At 72.7% G+C, this 15749-nt stretch carries 15 protein-coding genes and 1 pseudogene; 5 read left to right on the forward strand and 11 right to left on the reverse strand.

All coding sequences use genetic code 11. The features are described from left to right. The first annotated feature begins 227 nt into the window (after window positions 1-227). On the forward strand, window positions 228-725 hold the full coding sequence (locus tag AB0O36_RS06300) for a GNAT family N-acetyltransferase (RefSeq protein ID WP_365104841.1): 498 nt from the start codon (window positions 228-230) through the stop codon (window positions 723-725). A 71-nt stretch (window positions 726-796) separates the two neighbouring features. Here AB0O36_RS06300 and AB0O36_RS06305 read toward each other — a convergent pair whose 3' ends face one another. From AB0O36_RS06305 to AB0O36_RS06315, 3 genes are read right to left on the reverse strand one after another with little or no spacing between them, the layout of a single operon-like run. Next, window positions 797-1291, reverse strand: coding sequence for a hypothetical protein (locus AB0O36_RS06305; protein WP_365104843.1), 495 nt, complete (start codon window positions 1289-1291; stop codon window positions 797-799). Window positions 1292-1324: 33 nt separating this feature from the next. Continuing rightward, complete coding sequence (locus tag AB0O36_RS06310; protein ID WP_365104845.1) at window positions 1325-1978, reverse strand: response regulator transcription factor; 654 nt, start codon at window positions 1976-1978, stop codon at window positions 1325-1327. Next, the gene (locus AB0O36_RS06315; protein WP_365104848.1) at window positions 1975-3108 is read right to left on the reverse strand and encodes a sensor histidine kinase; all 1134 of its coding nucleotides are present in this window, start codon (window positions 3106-3108) and stop codon (window positions 1975-1977) included. The genes AB0O36_RS06310 and AB0O36_RS06315 overlap by 4 nt, the downstream gene beginning before the upstream one ends. 395 nt (window positions 3109-3503) lie before the next feature. Here AB0O36_RS06315 and AB0O36_RS06320 point away from each other — a divergent pair, with 395 nt between their 5' ends. Both AB0O36_RS06320 and AB0O36_RS06325 read left to right on the forward strand, forming a co-directional pair. After that, window positions 3504-4049: a hypothetical protein gene (locus AB0O36_RS06320; RefSeq protein ID WP_365104851.1), complete on the forward strand. Its 546-nt coding sequence runs from the start codon at window positions 3504-3506 to the stop codon at window positions 4047-4049. Continuing rightward, window positions 4046-5689, forward strand: coding sequence for a multicopper oxidase family protein (locus AB0O36_RS06325; RefSeq protein WP_365104853.1), 1644 nt, complete (start codon window positions 4046-4048; stop codon window positions 5687-5689). The genes AB0O36_RS06320 and AB0O36_RS06325 overlap by 4 nt, the downstream gene beginning before the upstream one ends. Window positions 5690-5791: 102 nt before the next feature. Here the strand turns inward: AB0O36_RS06325 and AB0O36_RS06330 are convergent, their stop codons facing one another. Next, a complete protein-coding gene (locus tag AB0O36_RS06330) occupies window positions 5792-8194 on the reverse strand; it encodes an excinuclease ABC subunit UvrA (protein ID WP_365104856.1) in 2403 nt (800 codons plus the stop codon). Window positions 8195-8321: 127 nt separating this feature from the next. Next, entirely contained in the window at window positions 8322-8831 is a 510-nt protein-coding gene (locus tag AB0O36_RS06335; protein ID WP_365104859.1) for a VOC family protein, read from the reverse strand. A gap of 146 nt (window positions 8832-8977) precedes the next feature. On the opposite strand from AB0O36_RS06335, the gene AB0O36_RS06340 reads away from it, so the two are divergent. Both AB0O36_RS06340 and AB0O36_RS06345 read left to right on the forward strand, forming a co-directional pair. Further along, window positions 8978-9460, forward strand: a complete 483-nt coding sequence (locus AB0O36_RS06340; RefSeq protein WP_365104861.1) for a hypothetical protein — start codon at window positions 8978-8980, stop codon at window positions 9458-9460. Window positions 9461-9566: 106 nt separating this feature from the next. Next, window positions 9567-10328, forward strand: coding sequence for a hypothetical protein (locus AB0O36_RS06345; RefSeq protein ID WP_365104864.1), 762 nt, complete (start codon window positions 9567-9569; stop codon window positions 10326-10328). 85 nt (window positions 10329-10413) lie between these two features. Here the strand turns inward: AB0O36_RS06345 and AB0O36_RS06350 are convergent, their stop codons facing one another. The 6 genes and pseudogenes from AB0O36_RS06350 to AB0O36_RS06375 all read right to left on the reverse strand — a co-directional run bounded on the left by AB0O36_RS06350 (window position 10414) and on the right by AB0O36_RS06375 (window position 15703). Continuing rightward, complete coding sequence (locus tag AB0O36_RS06350) at window positions 10414-11094, reverse strand: DUF4232 domain-containing protein (protein ID WP_365104867.1); 681 nt, start codon at window positions 11092-11094, stop codon at window positions 10414-10416. A gap of 178 nt (window positions 11095-11272) precedes the next feature. Continuing rightward, window positions 11273-11926 carry an isochorismatase family protein gene (locus AB0O36_RS06355; protein ID WP_365104870.1) on the reverse strand — a complete coding sequence of 218 codons (654 nt, stop codon included), beginning with the start codon at window positions 11924-11926 and terminating at the stop codon, window positions 11273-11275. A 133-nt stretch (window positions 11927-12059) separates the two neighbouring features. Continuing rightward, window positions 12060-13052 carry a GlxA family transcriptional regulator gene (locus tag AB0O36_RS06360; RefSeq protein ID WP_365104872.1) on the reverse strand — a complete coding sequence of 331 codons (993 nt, stop codon included), beginning with the start codon at window positions 13050-13052 and terminating at the stop codon, window positions 12060-12062. Window positions 13053-13163: 111 nt separating this feature from the next. Beyond that, entirely contained in the window at window positions 13164-13958 is a 795-nt protein-coding gene (locus AB0O36_RS06365) for a serine/threonine-protein kinase (RefSeq protein ID WP_365105420.1), read from the reverse strand. A 171-nt stretch (window positions 13959-14129) separates the two neighbouring features. Next, window positions 14130-14714, reverse strand: a pseudogene (locus AB0O36_RS06370) (SPFH domain-containing protein); the annotation flags it as partial. A gap of 215 nt (window positions 14715-14929) precedes the next feature. Beyond that, the gene (locus AB0O36_RS06375) at window positions 14930-15703 is read right to left on the reverse strand and encodes a maleylpyruvate isomerase family mycothiol-dependent enzyme (RefSeq protein WP_365104875.1); all 774 of its coding nucleotides are present in this window, start codon (window positions 15701-15703) and stop codon (window positions 14930-14932) included. Between the last annotated feature and the right edge of the window lie 46 nt (window positions 15704-15749).

The raw sequence follows: 15749 nt of genomic DNA on the forward strand, positions 1-15749 counted from the left end.
GACCGGCAGGGAGGCGACGCATGCATCTCGACGAGTCGGGCAAGGCCTGGGCCATGATCATCGGCGTTTTCGCCGTCATCTTCGCGAACCTCGCGGCGATCGTCCTGATGAACGCCCTCGGGCGGTGACGCGGGGCCGGCGGCAGCCGGCCCGCCCTCCTGCCGCCGGCGTCCCGCTCTCGCGCCAAGTCCTGCACCGGGACGTGGCGTTGGGGATAGGGTGGGCGGATGATCACAGTTCGTCGGGCCGGGGCGGGCGACGGGGACGTCCTCGGCGGGATCCACGCCGCCGCCTGGGAACGCGTGTACGCGCCCCTCTTTGACCCGGAGTTCGCGGAGCGCGAGGTGCGGAGCAGGCTTACGCGATGGCACGAGAGGGTCGAGCGGGGGACCGCGGAGATCCTGGTCGCCGAGCTGGACGGCCGGCCGCTCGCCCTGTCCTCGTACGCGCCGTCCCCGGCCCGGACCGGGTCGGCCGAGATCCTCAGCTTCTACAACCATCCCGACGGTTGGGGCAGCGGCATCGCTCCGGCGCTGATGACCGAGACGCTGCACCGCCTGCGCGCCGCCGGATTCGCGGAAGTGCACCTGTGGACCCTGCGGGACACTCCGCAGTCGCGTCGGTTCTACGTCAAGTGCGGCTTCGCCGAGAGCGGTGCCGCGCGGGACCTCGACTTCGGCGACGGCAACCTTCTGGAGCAGGTCGAGTACGCCCGCGGGTGCTGAAGGTGCCGGGGCGGACGGACCGTGGCTCCCTCACTCCGTAGCTGCGTGGCTCCGTAGGGTCCCGGGCCCCGTCAGCTCCCCGTACGCCGCCGCGGCACGGGACCGGGGACCGGGCGGGGCGACGGCTCGTAGGGGAACCGTGCCGCCGAGGGGTCGTCCGCGGGCGTGACCGGACCGCGGCCCCCGGACCGGTGGAAGACGTCCTCGAACTCGACGGGGTCGTCGAGCAGCAGGGTGGGGCCGGGCGGGCCGTACAGCGGTGGCCGGCCGTGGTCGATCCGGTAGCCCGTCTCCAGGACTTCCTCGAACGCGCTGCTGTTGCGGACCGCGGCGAAACCCTCGGTGTCGGCGCCCCATTCACCGCTGATCCGCCAGGTGTAGCGGAGGGCCAGCCGGCCGGCGGTCGGGCAGTGCCAGCGGAAGCGGGCGACGGCCAGTTCGCCGCTGACGCTGTCGAACCTGCTCCAGCCCCGGCCGTCCGGCAGGAAGGCTATGCCGCTCGCCTCCATCGCACCCACGGCGGAGCCGGACCAGGAGCCGACCAGTCGTTCGTCAAGGAAGTTCATCCGTTGATCATGCACGAGCCGGGCGCCGTCCGCTCATCCCGGCTCGACCAGGCCGTGCCGGTAGGCCATGGCCACCAGCTGGGCCCGGTCGCGGGCGCCCAGCTTGGACAGGGCGCGGCTCACATGGGTCTTCGTCGTTGCCGGGCTGATGACCAGCCGGGCGGTGATCTCCTCGTTGCTCAGGCCCTGCGCGGCGAGCGCGACGACCTCCCGCTCCCGGGTGGTCAGCCGGGTGAACACCTCGTGGTTGACCGCACCCGTCGGGCAGCCCGTACGGGACAGGAGGCGGCGGGTCAGGCCCGGCGAGAGCAGTTCCTCGCCGCCCGCGACCACCCGGATGCCGTGCAGGAGCTGGGCGGGGTCGGTGTTCTTGAGCAGGAAGCCGCTCGCTCCCGCGAGGAGGCCCTCGACGGCGTACTCGTCCTCGTCGAAGGTGGTGAGGATGAGGACCCGGACTCCGGTCAGGGAGGGGTCGGCGGCCACCTTCCGGATGCCCTCGATCCCGTCGGTGCCGGGCATCTGGACGTCCATCAGGATGACGTCGGGGCGGGTGGATCGGGCGAGTTCGGCGGCGGTGGCGCCGTCGCTGGCCTCGCCGACGACGGTCATGTCCGGCTCGCTGTCGATCAGCATCCGGAAGCCTCCGCGTACGAGCGCCTGGTCGTCGGCGATGAGCACCTTGATCATTGGATCTCCTTCCCTGTCGGCAGCGTGCAGTGCACCTCGAAGCCCCCTTCGGGCCGGCGGCCGGCGCGGAGCGTCCCGCCGAGCTTCGCCGCCCGGGCCCGCATGCCCTCGATGCCGTGGCCCCCGACGGCCGTCGCGGCGTCCACCGGCCGTCCGTCGTCGCGGACCGCTATCCGCAGCGTCCCGCCCTCGCGCGACCCGTAGTCGAGCTCCACCTGCACCGTCGAGGCGCGGGCGTGCCGCCGTACGTTGGTCAGCGACTCCTGGATGATGCGGAAGGCGGCGACGTCGACGGCCACCGGCACGGTCCGGTCCTCACCGTGCACCGTCAGTTCCACGTCGACCCCCGCGGTGTCCAGGAGGTTTTCGAGCCGGTCCAGTCCGCCGGTGGCGGTGCGCATGTCGGGCGACCGCATCGCGCGCAGCAGCACCTGCACCTCGGCCAGACCCTCGTCGCTGATCCGTTTGATCGTGTTCAGCGCCTCGGACGCCTGCTCCGGTTTGCGGTGCATCACGTGGACGGCCACCCCGGCCTGCACGCTGATCGCCGCCATGGTGTGGCCGAAGACGTCGTGCAGTTCCCGGGCGATCTCCAGGCGTTCCTCGGCGGCCTGCCGGCGGGCCTGCTCGGACGTGGCCTCGGCGATCCGCTCGGCCTGCTCCCGGGCACCCGCGGCGAACGCCTGGTGGTAGCGGACGGCCCCGCCCAGGGCCACCGCGGCGGCCTCCAGCGTCACGGCGTTGAACACCTGGTCACCGAACCACTCACCGTTCACCCCGGTACGGACCGCCAGGACCGTGGTGACGGCGGCGAGCAGGCCGCCCGCCACTCCGGCGATCAGGCCGCGGTACGCGGCGAGGGTGTAGCAGCCGATCAGCGGCGCGACGGTGATGAGCCTGCCGTGGTAGTCGAGGTGGAACCAGGCGAAGGTGACCAGGTTGAGCAGCAGCAGGCAGGCCAGGGGCAGCCTGCGCCGGGACGCGACCCCGGCTCCGGCCACCGCCGCCAGGGCCACCGCGCCCAGGTCCAGGGCCCCGGACGGCCCGGACGGACCCACCCGCAGGAATCCGGTGGCCAGTACCAGGGCGGCGAGCCCGGCACCCAGTCCGATGTCGGCCGCACGTAACACGTCCTACCCCCCACGCCGAGTCCCCCGGGCGCGTCCCCCGCCCCGCGGACATCTTGCCCGGCTGCGGGTCGCCCACCCAAGTGACGGGCGGAAACGGGCTGTTGGGGGGCAGGACGGAGGCTGCGCGGGCGGGGTGGGCGGCGCGGGCGGGATGGGCGGCGCGGGCGGGATGGGCGGCGCGGGCGGGATGGGCGGAGTGGGGAGCGGACGTGGGAACCGGCCCCCGGATGTGCATCATGGGACAACCCTGGCGGCGCGGTCCCCGCTGCCGCGTCCTCCGGGTGCGGCACCCGCCGGATACCGCCCGGGTATGACGCTACTCCCCCGGATGTAGCCCCGGGTTGCCGCTCCCGGCCGACGCGGCCCTCCGGGGCCGGGTAGCACCATCCATGCCCATGAGACGCTCCTTGAACACCCGGCCCGCGGGCGCCGTGGCGGACGGACGGCAGACGGAGGGATCCACCGGCATGCCGCCCGGGAGGCCGTTGCGGCGCTGGCCCGTCGTCGTGGTCCGCGCCCTGGCCACCCTCTTCCTGCTGGGCGTCCTCACCCAGGCGGTGCTCGCCGGGCACTTCGTGACCGGCGACGTGGACATGCTGAAGGTGCACAGTGCCGTCGGCGGGTCGCTGAGCCTGGTGCCCATCCTCCTGCTGCTCGCCTCCCTGGCGCAGTGGCGGTGGAGCGGCGGGCGGCCGTGGTACCCGGCCGTCCCCGCCGTGCTGCTGGTGCTGGTCGGCGCGCAGATCGGAGCCGGTGAGAGCCGCGCCCTGGCGCTGCACATCCCCCTCGGCGTGGCCCTCTTCGGGTTGTCGGTGGCGCTGGTGATCTGGGCGTACGGCTACCGCCGGCACCTCACCGGCGGATCCGCGCAGGACCCGCAGGACGGCGGCGCCGCGCCCCTGCGGTCCGTCCCGGCGGCGCGCAAGGAGGCCGCGCAATGACCGGATCGGGCGGGTGGGTGCCCGGGTCGGCCCTGAGCCGCCGGCGCTTCCTGGGAGCGGGCGCGGGTGCCGCCTTCGCCGGACTGACCGGAACCCTCGCCACCGGCTGCGGCCGGGAGACCAGCGGGGAACTGCTGCGCAGCGGCGGGGCGAAGCTCCCCCGCCGGTTCACCGTGCCGCTGCCCGTCCCGCGGACCGCGCAGGCCGTGACCGCGGGCGGGCCGGGCGCCGCCGACCTCTACGAGGTCGTGCAGCGCAGCGCAGGGGTCGAGATCCTGCCGGGCGTCCGGACGACGGTGTGGGGCTACGACGGGACCTTCCCCGGGCCGACGTTCCGGGTCAGGTCCGGGCGGGCGGTGACCGTACGGGTGACCAACGAGCTCACCGTGCCGACGTCGACCCATCTGCACGGCGGGGTCACCCCTCCGGACTCGGACGGCTATCCGACCGACCTCGTCGTGTCGGCGGGCGGCTTCCGCCCGGGCGGCGCCGGGCACGGCGGCCACGGCGGCGGGGGTGGCGGCGGGCACCTGTCGCACGTACCCGCCGACGCGTGGACCCTGCACGAACGGACCAGGGAGTACGCCTACCCGCTGGAGCACCAGCGGGCCGCGACGCTCTGGTACCACGACCACCGGATGGACTTCACCGGTCCGCAGGTGTGGCGGGGACTGGCCGGCTTCTTCCTCGTCGCAGACGCGGCCGAGGACGCCTCGGGGCTCCCCGGGGGCGCCCGCGACATACCGCTGATGCTGTGCGACCGGTCCTTCGACGCGGAGGGGCAGTTCCGGTACCCGGCGGCCGATCCCGCCCTCACCGGTGTCCCGGGCGTCACCGAGGACTACATGGAGGGCGTGCTGGGCGACGTGCTCCTGGTCAACGGGGCGCCGTGGCCGGAGCTGGAGGTGGACGCCGCCCGCTACCGGTTCCGGTTCCTCAACGGCTCCAACGCACGCCGCTACCGCCTCCGCCTCGACCCTCCCCCGCCGGACGGGAGCGCCCCGTTCACCCAGGTCGGGAGTGACGCCGGACTGCTCGCCGGGCCGCGCCCGCACGAGGAGGTGCCCATCGCCCCGGCCGAACGCTTCGACCTGGTCGTCGACTTCGCCCGCTATCCGGTCGGCACGGTGGTCACCGTCCGCAACACGCTGGGCGAGACGGAGTCGACCCGGGACGTGATGCGCTTCCGGGTGGTGCGCGCCGGACGCGACGACTCGGCCGAGCGGCCGAAGCTCCCCGAGGCGGACCTGCCCCGGCGGAACCAGGCCGTGCGCACCCGTACGTTCGACTTCCGCCGGACGAACGGCGACGGCGCGTCGATGTGGACCGTGAACGGCAAGTCCTTCGACGTGAAGGGTTCGCTCGCCGACCCGGCGCTGGGGACGGTCGAACTGTGGCGGTTCTCCAGCGACTTCCACCATCCGGTGCACGTGCACCTGGCGCACTTCGCCGTGGTGGGGCGGGGTGCGGGCGGTCCGGCGGCGACGGACGGCGGGTGGAAGGACACGGTGGACGTGCGGCCCTACGAGGTCGTCGAGGTGCTGGCCCGGTTCGACGGCTACCGGGGGCGGTACATGATGCACTGCCACAACCTGGAGCACGAGGACATGGCGATGATGGCCAACTTCCGCGTGGTCTGAGTGGTCTGAGTGGTCTGACTGTTCTGAGTGGTCTGACTGTTCTGAGCGTTCCGGGCCTGGAGGCCCGGCCCCCGGGGACGTCCTCGGGGGCCGGGCCCGCGCTCAGTGGGCGACGTAGGCCGCGAGGTGTTCGCCGGTGAGGGTGGAACGGGCGGCGACGAGCTCGGTGGGGGTCCCCTCGAAGACGACGCGGCCGCCGTCGTGGCCGGCGCCGGGTCCGAGGTCGATGATCCAGTCGGCGTGGGCCATGACGGCCTGGTGGTGCTCGATGACGATGACCGACTTGCCGGAGTCGACGAGGCGGTCGAGCAGGCCGAGCAGGTGCTCGACGTCGGCGAGGTGGAGGCCGGCGGTCGGTTCGTCGAGGACGTAAACCCCGCCCTTGTCCGCCATGTGGGTGGCCAGCTTGAGCCGCTGCCGTTCGCCGCCGGACAGGGTGGTGAGCGGCTGGCCGAGGGTGAGGTAGCCCAGGCCGACGGCGGCGAGGCGCTCCAGGACGCGGTGGGCCGCCGGGGTCTTCGCCTCGCCGTCGGCGAAGAACTCCTCGGCCTCGGTCACGGACATCTCCAGCACCTCGCTGATGTCGCGGCCGCCGAGACGGTATTCGAGGACGGAGGCGTCGAAGCGCTTTCCCTCGCACTCCTCGCAGGTGGTGGCGACCCCGGCCATCATGGCCAGGTCGGTGTAGATCACGCCGGCGCCGTTGCAGTTCGGACAGGCGCCCTCGGAATTGGCGCTGAAGAGCGCCGGCTTGACGCCGTTGGCCTTGGCGAACGCCTTGCGGATCGGGTCGAGCAGTCCGGTGTAGGTGGCCGGGTTGCTCCGCCGGGAGCCGCGGATCGGGGCCTGGTCGACGGACACCACGTCCGCGCCGGCCGGGATCGAGCCGTGGATCAGCGAGCTCTTGCCGGAGCCTGCGACGCCGGTGACGACGGCGAGCACGCCGAGCGGCACGTCGACGTCGACGTCCTTCAGGTTGTGCGTGGACGCGCCCCGGATCTCCAGCGTGCCGGTGGGCTTGCGGACGCTCTGCTTGAGGGAGGCCCGGTCGTCGAAGTGGCGGCCGGTGATGGTGCCGCCGGTCCGCAGCCCCTCGACGCTGCCCTCGAAGCAGACGGTGCCGCCCGCGGTGCCGGCGCCGGGCCCGAGGTCCACGATGTGGTCGGCGATCGCGATGACCTCCGGCTTGTGCTCGACCACCAGCACGGTGTTCCCCTTGTCGCGCAGGCGCAGCAGCAGGCTGTTCATCCGCTGGATGTCGTGGGGGTGCAGGCCGGTGGTGGGCTCGTCGAAGACGTACGTCGTGTCCGTGAGCGAGGAACCCAGGTGGCGGATCATCTTGACGCGCTGCGCCTCGCCGCCCGAGAGGGTGCCGGCCGGCCGGTCGAGCGAGAGGTAGCCCAGGCCGATCTCCACGAACGAGTCGAGGGTGTGCCGGAGGGTGGCGAGCAGCGGTGCGACGGAGGGCTCGGCGAGGGCGCCGACCCAGGTGGCGAGGTCGCTGATCTGCATCGCGCAGGCGTCGGCGATGCTGATCCCGTCGATCTTCGAGGAGCGGGCTCCTTCGTTGAGCCGGGTGCCGTCGCACCCGGGGCAGGTGGTGAAGGTGACCGCCCGGTCCACGAACTCGCGGATGTGCGGCTGCATCGACTCCTTGTCCTTGGAGAGCATCGACTTCTGGATGCGCGGGACCAGACCCTCGTAGGTCATGTTGATGCCCGCGATCTTCATCCGGGTCGGCTCCTGGTGGAGGAACGCCTCCAGCTCCTTCTTGGTGTAACGGCGGATCGGCTTGTCCGGGTCGTAGAGGCCGGACTCGGTGTAGAGGCGGTGGTTCCAGCCGCCCGGCTTGTAGCCGGGGATGGTGAGGGCTCCCTCGTTGAGCGACTTGGTGTCGTCGTAGAGCTGGGTGAGGTCGAGGTCGGTGACCTTGCCGCGGCCTTCGCAGCGGGGACACATCCCTCCGGTGATCCTGAACTCGCGGCGTTCCTTGGTGGTCCTGCCGCCGCGTTCGAAGGTGACCGCACCGGCACCGCTGATCGAGGCGACGTTGAAGGAGAAGGCCTTGGGCGAGCCGATGTGCGGTGTGCCGAGGCGGCTGAAGAGGATGCGCAGCATCGCGTTGGCGTCGGTGGCGGTGCCGACCGTGGAGCGGGGGTCGCCGCCCATCCGCTGCTGGTCGACGCTGATCGCGGTGGTGAGTCCTTCGAGCACGTCGACCTCGGGGCGGGCCAGCGTGGGCATGAAGCCCTGGACGAAGGCGCTGTACGTCTCGTTGATCAGCCGCTGGGACTCGGCGGCGATCGTGTCGAAGACCAGTGAGCTCTTGCCCGATCCGGAGACCCCGGTGAACACCGTCAGACGGCGCTTGGGGATCTCGATGCTGACGTCCTTGAGGTTGTTCTCGCGTGCGCCGTGCACGCGGATCAGATCGTGGCTGTCGGCGGTGTGACGCCCGGAGGACCGCGGGTCCTGCGCGTCGGGGGTGCCGGTGGGCTTGCTCATCGTGTCTCCGTCCGGGGGTGGCGCCGCCCGCGCGGGCCGGGCGGCGCACCTGGTTCCAGGCTTGATCGAGTCCGGGCCAGTATGACCCGTTCGGACCGCGCGGCGGCCGGGGAGGCGTGGCTGCGGGTCAGCTCGACTCGTGGATGCGGATCAGGTTGCCCGCGGGGTCTCGGAAGGCGCAGTCGCGCACTCCGTACGGCTGCTCGGCCGGCTCCTGGACGACCTCGGCGCCGCTCTTGCGCAGCCGGGCGTAGGCGCCTTCGAGGTCGGCGGTGGCCAGCGTGATGCGGGCGTAGGTGCCCTTGGCCATCATCTCGGCGATGGTGCGGCGCTCGTCGTCGGTGATGCCGGGGACGACGGCCGGGGGTTCGAGGACGATGGAGGTGTGGGGCTGGTCGGCGGGGCCGACCATGATCCAGCGCATCGCGCCCTCGCCGACGTCCTTGCGGACCTCGAAGCCGATGCCGTCCCGGTAGAAGGCCAGGGCGGCGTCGGGGTCGTCGTGCGGGAGGAAGACCCAGTGGATGGTGATCCCGGTGGAACCGTCGGCGCCGGTCTCCGCGCGGGCGCCGGTGCCGCTGCCCGTGCCCGCGTCCGCGTCCGCGTCCGCGCTGTTGTCCGTGTGGGTGATGTCCATGGCGACCACGCTAGGTACGGGCCGCTGACCGGCGCTTCTCCGTTCCTGACCGGTTCACCGAACCCCTCAGCGGGTGCGAGGTGCGCCCGGATGGGGGAAGCTGGCGGTGGCCGGACATCGGAACGGAAGGGCAAGGAGTGGGTCACGTGAACACACCGGGCGCCCGCCGGAACTCCGGCGCGGTCTGGAAGAGGGCAGGGGCAGCGACGCTGCTGTGCCTGGCGGCGGCCTTCGCCACCGCGTCCGTACCGGCCTCTGCGACGGGACCGGCGCAGCCGGTACAACCGCAGCGGCCCGTGGTGGTCGTCGACTGCTCCGGCGAGCCACAGGTACGCCCCGACGACTACGTGCTCGCCTGCGGCGACGGGAACAACCGCCTCGTCGACCTGAAGTGGAACCACTGGGGCGCGCAGACCGCGACGGCCCGTGGCATCGACATGGTCAACGACTGCGAACCCAACTGCGCGGGCGGCACGTTCCACTCGTACCCGGTGGAGGTCACCCTCAGCCGCCCCGAGGCATGGGACGCACGACCCGACACGCACCGCTTCACCACGATCCGTCTGGTCTACCCGCACTCCGTACCGACCCCGATGCCCCACGACGTCACGTACAAGATCGCCTTCTGACGCCGCTCGGGATGCGCAGTCCGGGTGGGTAGTGGCAAATCGGCCCGGTGGGGTGGGTGGCGCCGCTAGCGTGGGCGCGGATGGGCAGCGGGTGGTGGGAGGGGCCGTGGCGACGACGGTGGTGGGGTTCCGGATGGGCTGCGACGTGCGGGCCCGGCAGATCACCGTGATGGTGTCCCACACGGGCGTGCTGTACCGGTCCAACGGGCCCTACGGGAAGGCTCCCGCGCTGGGGAAGCCTGAGCTCTCGCCCGCGCTGTACGGTCCGCCGGCGCCGGCCGGGGGCGAGCATCCGCTGGCCCGGCCCATCGCGTCGTTGCGCAAGTACCACGCCCAGTGCCTGGAGAACGGCTACACGCGGGTCCTCATTCCGCCCGGTACAGCCGTACTCGACGTGGACGAGCGGCTCGAGGTGCCGGTGCCCGCGCCGGACCGGCGACGGCCCCGGCTGCCGCACCGGGAGCTGGCGGAGGCCTTCGTGGGTGAGGCGCCGTGTGCGGAGCAGTCGCTGGAGGAGGCGATCCGGGCCTTCCGGAAGCTGCTCGGCCTGCCGAACCGGTCGCTGCCGCAGGGCTCGGTGCCGCAGGGTCCGGTGCCGGACCGGGGTGGCCGGGGTGGCGGCGGGGCCCCGTTGCGACCCCCTCCGCCGCTTCCGTCGCTTCCGCCGCGCGCCCAGGCCCTGGCGCGGATGCTGGTGCACGGGCAGGTGCTGTCGTCACCGCGCGACCTGGCGGTGGGCTGGACCGTCAGCGGTGACAGCGTCCGGCTGCACGCCGGACACACGGGCCAGCACCTCAGCCGGGCGGCGGCAGCGGAGCTGCACGCGGCGCTCGGCGCCTGGCTGTCCATCGGCCGGCCCGGGTCGTGAGTGAGTTGGTGAGTGGGTGAGTAGGTGGCTGCGGGCCGTACGTACGGCCGGTGTGTGACGGCCGGTGCGTACGGCCGGCGTGCCGTCACAGGCTGAGTGCGTCCTCCGCGTTCGTCATCCACGCGGTCACGGAGTTCTTGTCGGGCGAGACGTACAGGCCGGGAGTGGACGCCTTGAGCGGCGTCTGCGCCAGGTCCGACTCGGTGTTCATGGTCATCGCGATCGAGTCGACCGTCTTGCCCTTGCCGTCCTTGAGACCGCCCATCAGCCCGGCGTACGCCGACTCGCCCGGAGCGAGCTTGATCGCGTGCTCGATGTCGGGCGCTGCGCCCCGCTCCTTGGCCTGGCCGTCCAGGTCACCGAAGGTCACGATCGGGTGGTCCAGGGCCCGGCAGGGCTTGGTGCCCTTGTTGGTGATCTTCAGGAGGTAGCTGCCGGTCGTGGGCTCGGCGAGGCCGGCGGTGAACTTCACGCCGAAGGTGCTGCACGGGAAGACGTCGAAGTCGGGGTCGGTCGACGAACCGCCGCCACCGGCCGGGGTCTTGGTCGGGGAAGCGTGCGGGATGCCCGGCTTGGACGGCTTGGGCGGCGTCGGCAGCTTGGTCGGGGTGGTCGGCAGGGGGTCCCGCGTGAGGGTGTGCGTCGGGGTCGCGGTCGGACTGGCGGTCCCGCCCGCCGCGTCGTCCCCGGTGGGACCGCAGGCGGTCAGAGCGGCGAGAGCGGAAACGGCGGTGAGGGCGACGGCGGCTCTGCGAACGGTGCTCATGGTGGGGTACCCCCGGCTGTGAAGTGCGACCTGCGCTGCTGGACTGACGAGCACCATCGTCCCGCCCAAGCTTCACAACTTGGTGACGGTGTGTTGCCGAGTCGACCACGATCGTGGCCCGTCTCCGGCGGTGCCCACCCGCCGCCGTGCGGAGGCAGCGGGTGAGCAGGACGCTCCGTCAGTCGAGGAGGCTGTCGGCGGTGGGGACCACGAGGCCGAACACGTCCGTGATGGCGGTCAGTGCCGCGGTCTGGAGCGCCGCGGCGGGTACGGCGCTGCCGTCGGGGGCGGCCAGGGAACGGGTGGCGGTGGCGTCGGCGACGACGGTGGGCCGGTAGCCGAGGTTGAAGGCGCCCTGGGCGGTGAAGGTGACGCACATGTGCGTCATGAAGCCGGCCAGGACCAGGTCCTTGCCACTGCCGGGGGCGAAGCCCAGGTCGGCGAGGGTCTTCTCCAGGTCGGTGGCGTGGAAGGAGTTGGGGAAGAACTTCACCACGACCGGTTCGCCCTCGACCGGGGCGACCTGCTCGCTGATGGAGCCGATGTGGGCACGGATGTCGTAAGGGGAGTTCTCGCCGCCGTCGTTGATGACGTGGATGACGGGGGTGCCCGCGGCGCGGGCCCGCGCCAGCAGTCGGGCGCCGGCGGCGAGGGCCTCCTCGGCGCCCTCCAGGGCCATGACCCCGGTGCGGTAGGTGTTCTGGAAGTCGATCAGGACCAGGACGGACTCGCCGAGTCGGGGCGGCCGGCCGTCCAGGCCCATCACCTCGCGGAGGGGGACGGAAGGGGTGGTGGCGTGGGTGGTGCTGTGGGTGGTGGCGTCGGCGGTCATCGTGGGGCCTTCCTCTGGGATGTGGGCATGGCGAGGCGGTCCGCCTCGCGGCATGCCGAGGGGATACGGGTGACACGGGTGGTACGGATGGCGGTCCGGCGTGCCGGGTCGGGTGGGATCGGATGGGGCCGGGTCAGGCCGGCTGGGTGCGGAAGCGGCGGCGGTAGGCCGCCGGGGTCGTGGCGAGCCGGCGTCGGAACGCCCGGTGCAGGGTCTCCGCCGAGCCGAGTCCGGAGGTGGCCGCGACCTGGTCCAGCGGGAGGTCGGTGGTCTCCAGGAGCCGTCGTGCGGCCTCGACACGGGCGGCTTCGACGTAGGCGGCGGGGCTGATGCCGGTCTCCTGTGTGAAGACGCGGGCGAAGTGCCGTTCGCTGAGGCACATCCGGGACGCCAGCGCCGCAGCGGACAGGTCGTCGTCCAGGTGGTCGGCGATCCACAGCCGCAGCGCGTCGATGTCCCGGCGGCCGGCCGCGGGCCGGCTCAGCGGTACGGAGAACTGGCTCTGGCCGCCCTGCCGCTTGAGGTACATCACCAGCTGCCGGGCCACCGACAGCGCGGTCTCCTCCCCCAGGTCCTCGGCCACCAGGGCCAGGGCGAGGTCCAGGCAGGCGCTGATCCCGGCCCCGGTCCAGATCCGGCCCCGGTCGGCACGGACGAAGATCGGGTCCGGGTCGACCGTGACGTTCGGGTGATCGGCGGTGAGCTGGGCGGCCGTCGACCAGTGGGTGGTCGCCGTCTTCCCGTCCAGCAGTCCGGCCGCCGCCAGGACGTGTGCGCCCACGCACACCGAGGCGACCCGCCGGGCGTGCGGGGCGGTCGCCCGCACCCACTCCACGACGGTGCCGTCGATGCGGGCGACGACTCCGTCGTCGACCACGTCCACGGCGCCGGGCACCAGGAGGGTGTCCACCCCTTCGCCGACGTCCTCGAAAGCGACGTCGGCGTACAGCCGCACCCCGGCGAACGTCCGGACCGGTCCGGCGGCCGGTCCGGCGAGCCGGACGTCGTAGCGCTCGCCCGCGGTCACCCGGTTGGCCAGCGCGAAGACCTCGGCCGGGCCGGTGACGTCGAGGAGGTCGACGTCGGGGAAGACCGCGATGACGACGCGGTGCGCAGGAGTGGGCATGCGTCCACCCTCTCCCGCGCCGTCCGTGGCCGCAATGACGATTCACCGTCACATTCGGACACGGCGGTCAGGGGCGGGGGCGCCGCGTCGGGCGCGCGTCCGTACCGGGCATCAGGGCCGGGGGGCAAGGACAGGGGCCGGGAGGACGGCCTGGTGGCGGGCGACCAGGGCGCGTACGGCCCCGGGGAGCCAGTCTTCGGGGGGCTTCTCCCCGGAGTGGGCCAGTCGTTGCAGGATCTCGGTGGGCGTGGGGCGTGCGGCCGGATCGTGCCGCAGGCAGTCGCCGACCACTGCGGCCAGGTCGGCGGGCAGGGCGTGCAGCGCCTGGTCGAGGACGGTGCCCCCGGGGAAGGGGGCCGCGCCGCAGGCGTGGCACAGCACCATCCCGAAGGCGTACGCGTCCACGGCCGGGGTCAGGGGCCCGCCGGTCAGCTGTTCCGGGGCGAGGAAGCCGCGGGTGCCGACCACGACGTTCGTGGTGGTGAGGGACGTCCCTTCGGCGGCCCGCGCGATCCCGAAGTCGATCACGCGCGGACCCGCGCCGGAGACCACGATGTTGCCCGGCTTGAGGTCCCGGTGGATGAGCCCGCAGGCGTGGATGCCTTCCAGGGCCTCCGCCAGTCCGAGGGCCAGGGCGCGTACGGTCGTGGCGGGGAGCGCTCCGTGGGTGCGCAGCACCTCGTGCAGGGACGGGCCCGGGATGTACTCGGTCACCAGCCAGGGCCGGGCGTCGTCGGGGCCGGCGTCCACCACGGGCGCGGTGTGGAAGCCGCCGACCCGCCGGACCGCGTCCACCTCCCGGGCGAAGCGCCGGCGGAAGGAGGGGTCCTGGGCGAGTTCCTCCCGGACCACCTTCACGGCCACCCGCCGGGCCCCGGGCGACACTCCGAGGTAGACGGTGCCCATGCCGCCCTCGCCCAGCCGGGCGGTCAGCCGGTAGCGGCCCAGCCGGTCGGGGTCGTCCCGGCGCAGCGGCGGGTGCCGGACGGGTTCGGGGGCGGGCGGGGCCGGGTGGCCGGCCGCGGCCGCACCGGCGGCCTCGGCCTCGGCGGCCCTGCGGAGCCGGGCGATCTCGATCTCGCCCTCGGCTCGGAGGAGCGCCGCCCGCTTCTCCCCATCCGCGCGCAGGATCTCGGACTGGCGGACGCCTTCGGCTTGGAGGATGGAGGCGCGCTTGTCGCGGTCGGCGCGCATCTGCTTCTCCATCGAGTCCTGGATGGAGGTGGGGGGTTCGATGGTCTTGAGTTCGACGCGGTGGATGTGGATTCCCCACTTGCCGGTGCCCTCGTCGAGCACGCCGCGCAGGCCCGCGTTGATCATCTCGCGGGAGGTCAGGACCTCCTCCAGGTCCATGGTGCTGACGATGGTGCGCAGGGTGGTGATGGTGAGGTATTCGATGGCCTGGATGTAGCTGGCGACTTCATAGGTCGCGGCACGGGGATCCGCCACCCGGTAGTTGACGACGATGTCGATGTCGACGACCAGGTTGTCCCCGGTGATGACCGGCTGCGGCGGGAACGGGACGACCTGTTCCCGCATGTCGATCCGGTTGCGGATCGTGTCGATGAACGGGACGACCAGGTGGAACCCGGAGGTCAGTACGCGCGCAAACCGCCCGTTGCGCTCGACGACGGCCACGCTCGCCTGCGGGACGACGTGCATCGTGCGCACGGCGAGCCACAGCAGCACCAGGCCCGCGGACAGGCTGACCAGCCACCAGACGTTCACCGAACCGCCCCCACCCCACGTGTGCTCCCCGGAAGCGCAGTTTCGCAGAACGTCTCTGCTCCGCACAGGCTTTGGGGAATTCGGGGTGAGGATCCGACCGGTCCCACAGGAACCGGTCCGCTCGGCCTCTTGCGTCACACGTGCGCGTGCTACGCGTTCGGGTCCCAGTCTGCGAGCTGCTCCATCGGCTCGGTGTCGCCGGCGGTCTCCAGGCCGTCGAGCGGGAGGCGCGCGTAGAGGTAGAGGACCAGTTCGCCCGCTGCGCCCCGCATCACCATGTCGCCCGGCTCCGCGCCGGCGGCGAGGTCGTCGCAGCGGACGCCGTCGGCGTCGAGGGTCAGGCGCCAGGAGCGGCCCTCGGTCGTGTGCAGGTCGATGGTCGCCGGCTTGAACGGCCAGGGGACGGTCGTCGCCGAGACGGTCGTCAGGAACTCGTCGACGCCCTCGACCGCGACGTCCGTCGGCAGCGGCTGCGCGGCCCCGTGGGTGAGCTGGACGTCGTAGGTGTGGACGGCGATCTCCTGGATCTGGTGCCGGGCCACGGCTCCGCTGGTCTCCGGGGCCTGCGAGCGGCCCCACCAGGTCCAGCAGCCGCGGTCCGGGCCGGCCTCGCGCATCGCGTCGAGCATCAGCTCGGTCGACTCGGCGAGCCAGGCGTCCAGGGCTTCGCGGTCGCGCGGCGCGGTCGGGGCGCCCTTCGGGTCCGTCCTCGCCGGGGGCTCGGCGCCCGGGCCCGCCGCGACGATGGCGGCCTGGCGGCGGCGGCCGTCGCCGAGGTGCTGCGCCAGTTCGCGCAGCGTCCAGTCCGGACAGGTCGGGACCTGGACGTCAAGGTCGGGGGCGGACGCGATCGCGGCGCGGAACGCGGCCGAGCGGTCTTCGATCAGCCGCAGGACCTCGGGAAACTCCAAGATTTTTCGCACGTCGGCTGTGTATCACGGTGCTCCGGCCGCCCGGTAGCGAATTTGT

It is taken from the genome of Streptomyces sp. NPDC089799 (genome assembly GCF_040684755.1).
In the GTDB taxonomy this organism is placed as follows: domain Bacteria; phylum Actinomycetota; class Actinomycetes; order Streptomycetales; family Streptomycetaceae; genus Streptomyces.

Coding starts and splice junctions, on each gene's coding strand:
- AB0O36_RS06300 (WP_365104841.1), top strand. CDS start 228: ATGATCACAGTTCGTCGGGCCGGGGCGGGCGACGGGGACGTCCTCGGC.
- AB0O36_RS06305 (WP_365104843.1), bottom strand. CDS start 1,291: ATGAACTTCCTTGACGAACGACTGGTCGGCTCCTGGTCCGGCTCCGCC.
- AB0O36_RS06310 (WP_365104845.1), bottom strand. CDS start 1,978: ATGATCAAGGTGCTCATCGCCGACGACCAGGCGCTCGTACGCGGAGGC.
- AB0O36_RS06320 (WP_365104851.1), top strand. CDS start 3,504: ATGAGACGCTCCTTGAACACCCGGCCCGCGGGCGCCGTGGCGGACGGA.
- AB0O36_RS06325 (WP_365104853.1), top strand. CDS start 4,046: ATGACCGGATCGGGCGGGTGGGTGCCCGGGTCGGCCCTGAGCCGCCGG.
- AB0O36_RS06330 (WP_365104856.1), bottom strand. CDS start 8,194: ATGAGCAAGCCCACCGGCACCCCCGACGCGCAGGACCCGCGGTCCTCC.
- AB0O36_RS06335 (WP_365104859.1), bottom strand. CDS start 8,831: ATGGACATCACCCACACGGACAACAGCGCGGACGCGGACGCGGACGCG.
- AB0O36_RS06350 (WP_365104867.1), bottom strand. CDS start 11,094: ATGAGCACCGTTCGCAGAGCCGCCGTCGCCCTCACCGCCGTTTCCGCT.
- AB0O36_RS06355 (WP_365104870.1), bottom strand. CDS start 11,926: ATGACCGCCGACGCCACCACCCACAGCACCACCCACGCCACCACCCCT.
- AB0O36_RS06360 (WP_365104872.1), bottom strand. CDS start 13,052: ATGCCCACTCCTGCGCACCGCGTCGTCATCGCGGTCTTCCCCGACGTC.
- AB0O36_RS06365 (WP_365105420.1), bottom strand. CDS start 13,958: ATGGGCACCGTCTACCTCGGAGTGTCGCCCGGGGCCCGGCGGGTGGCC.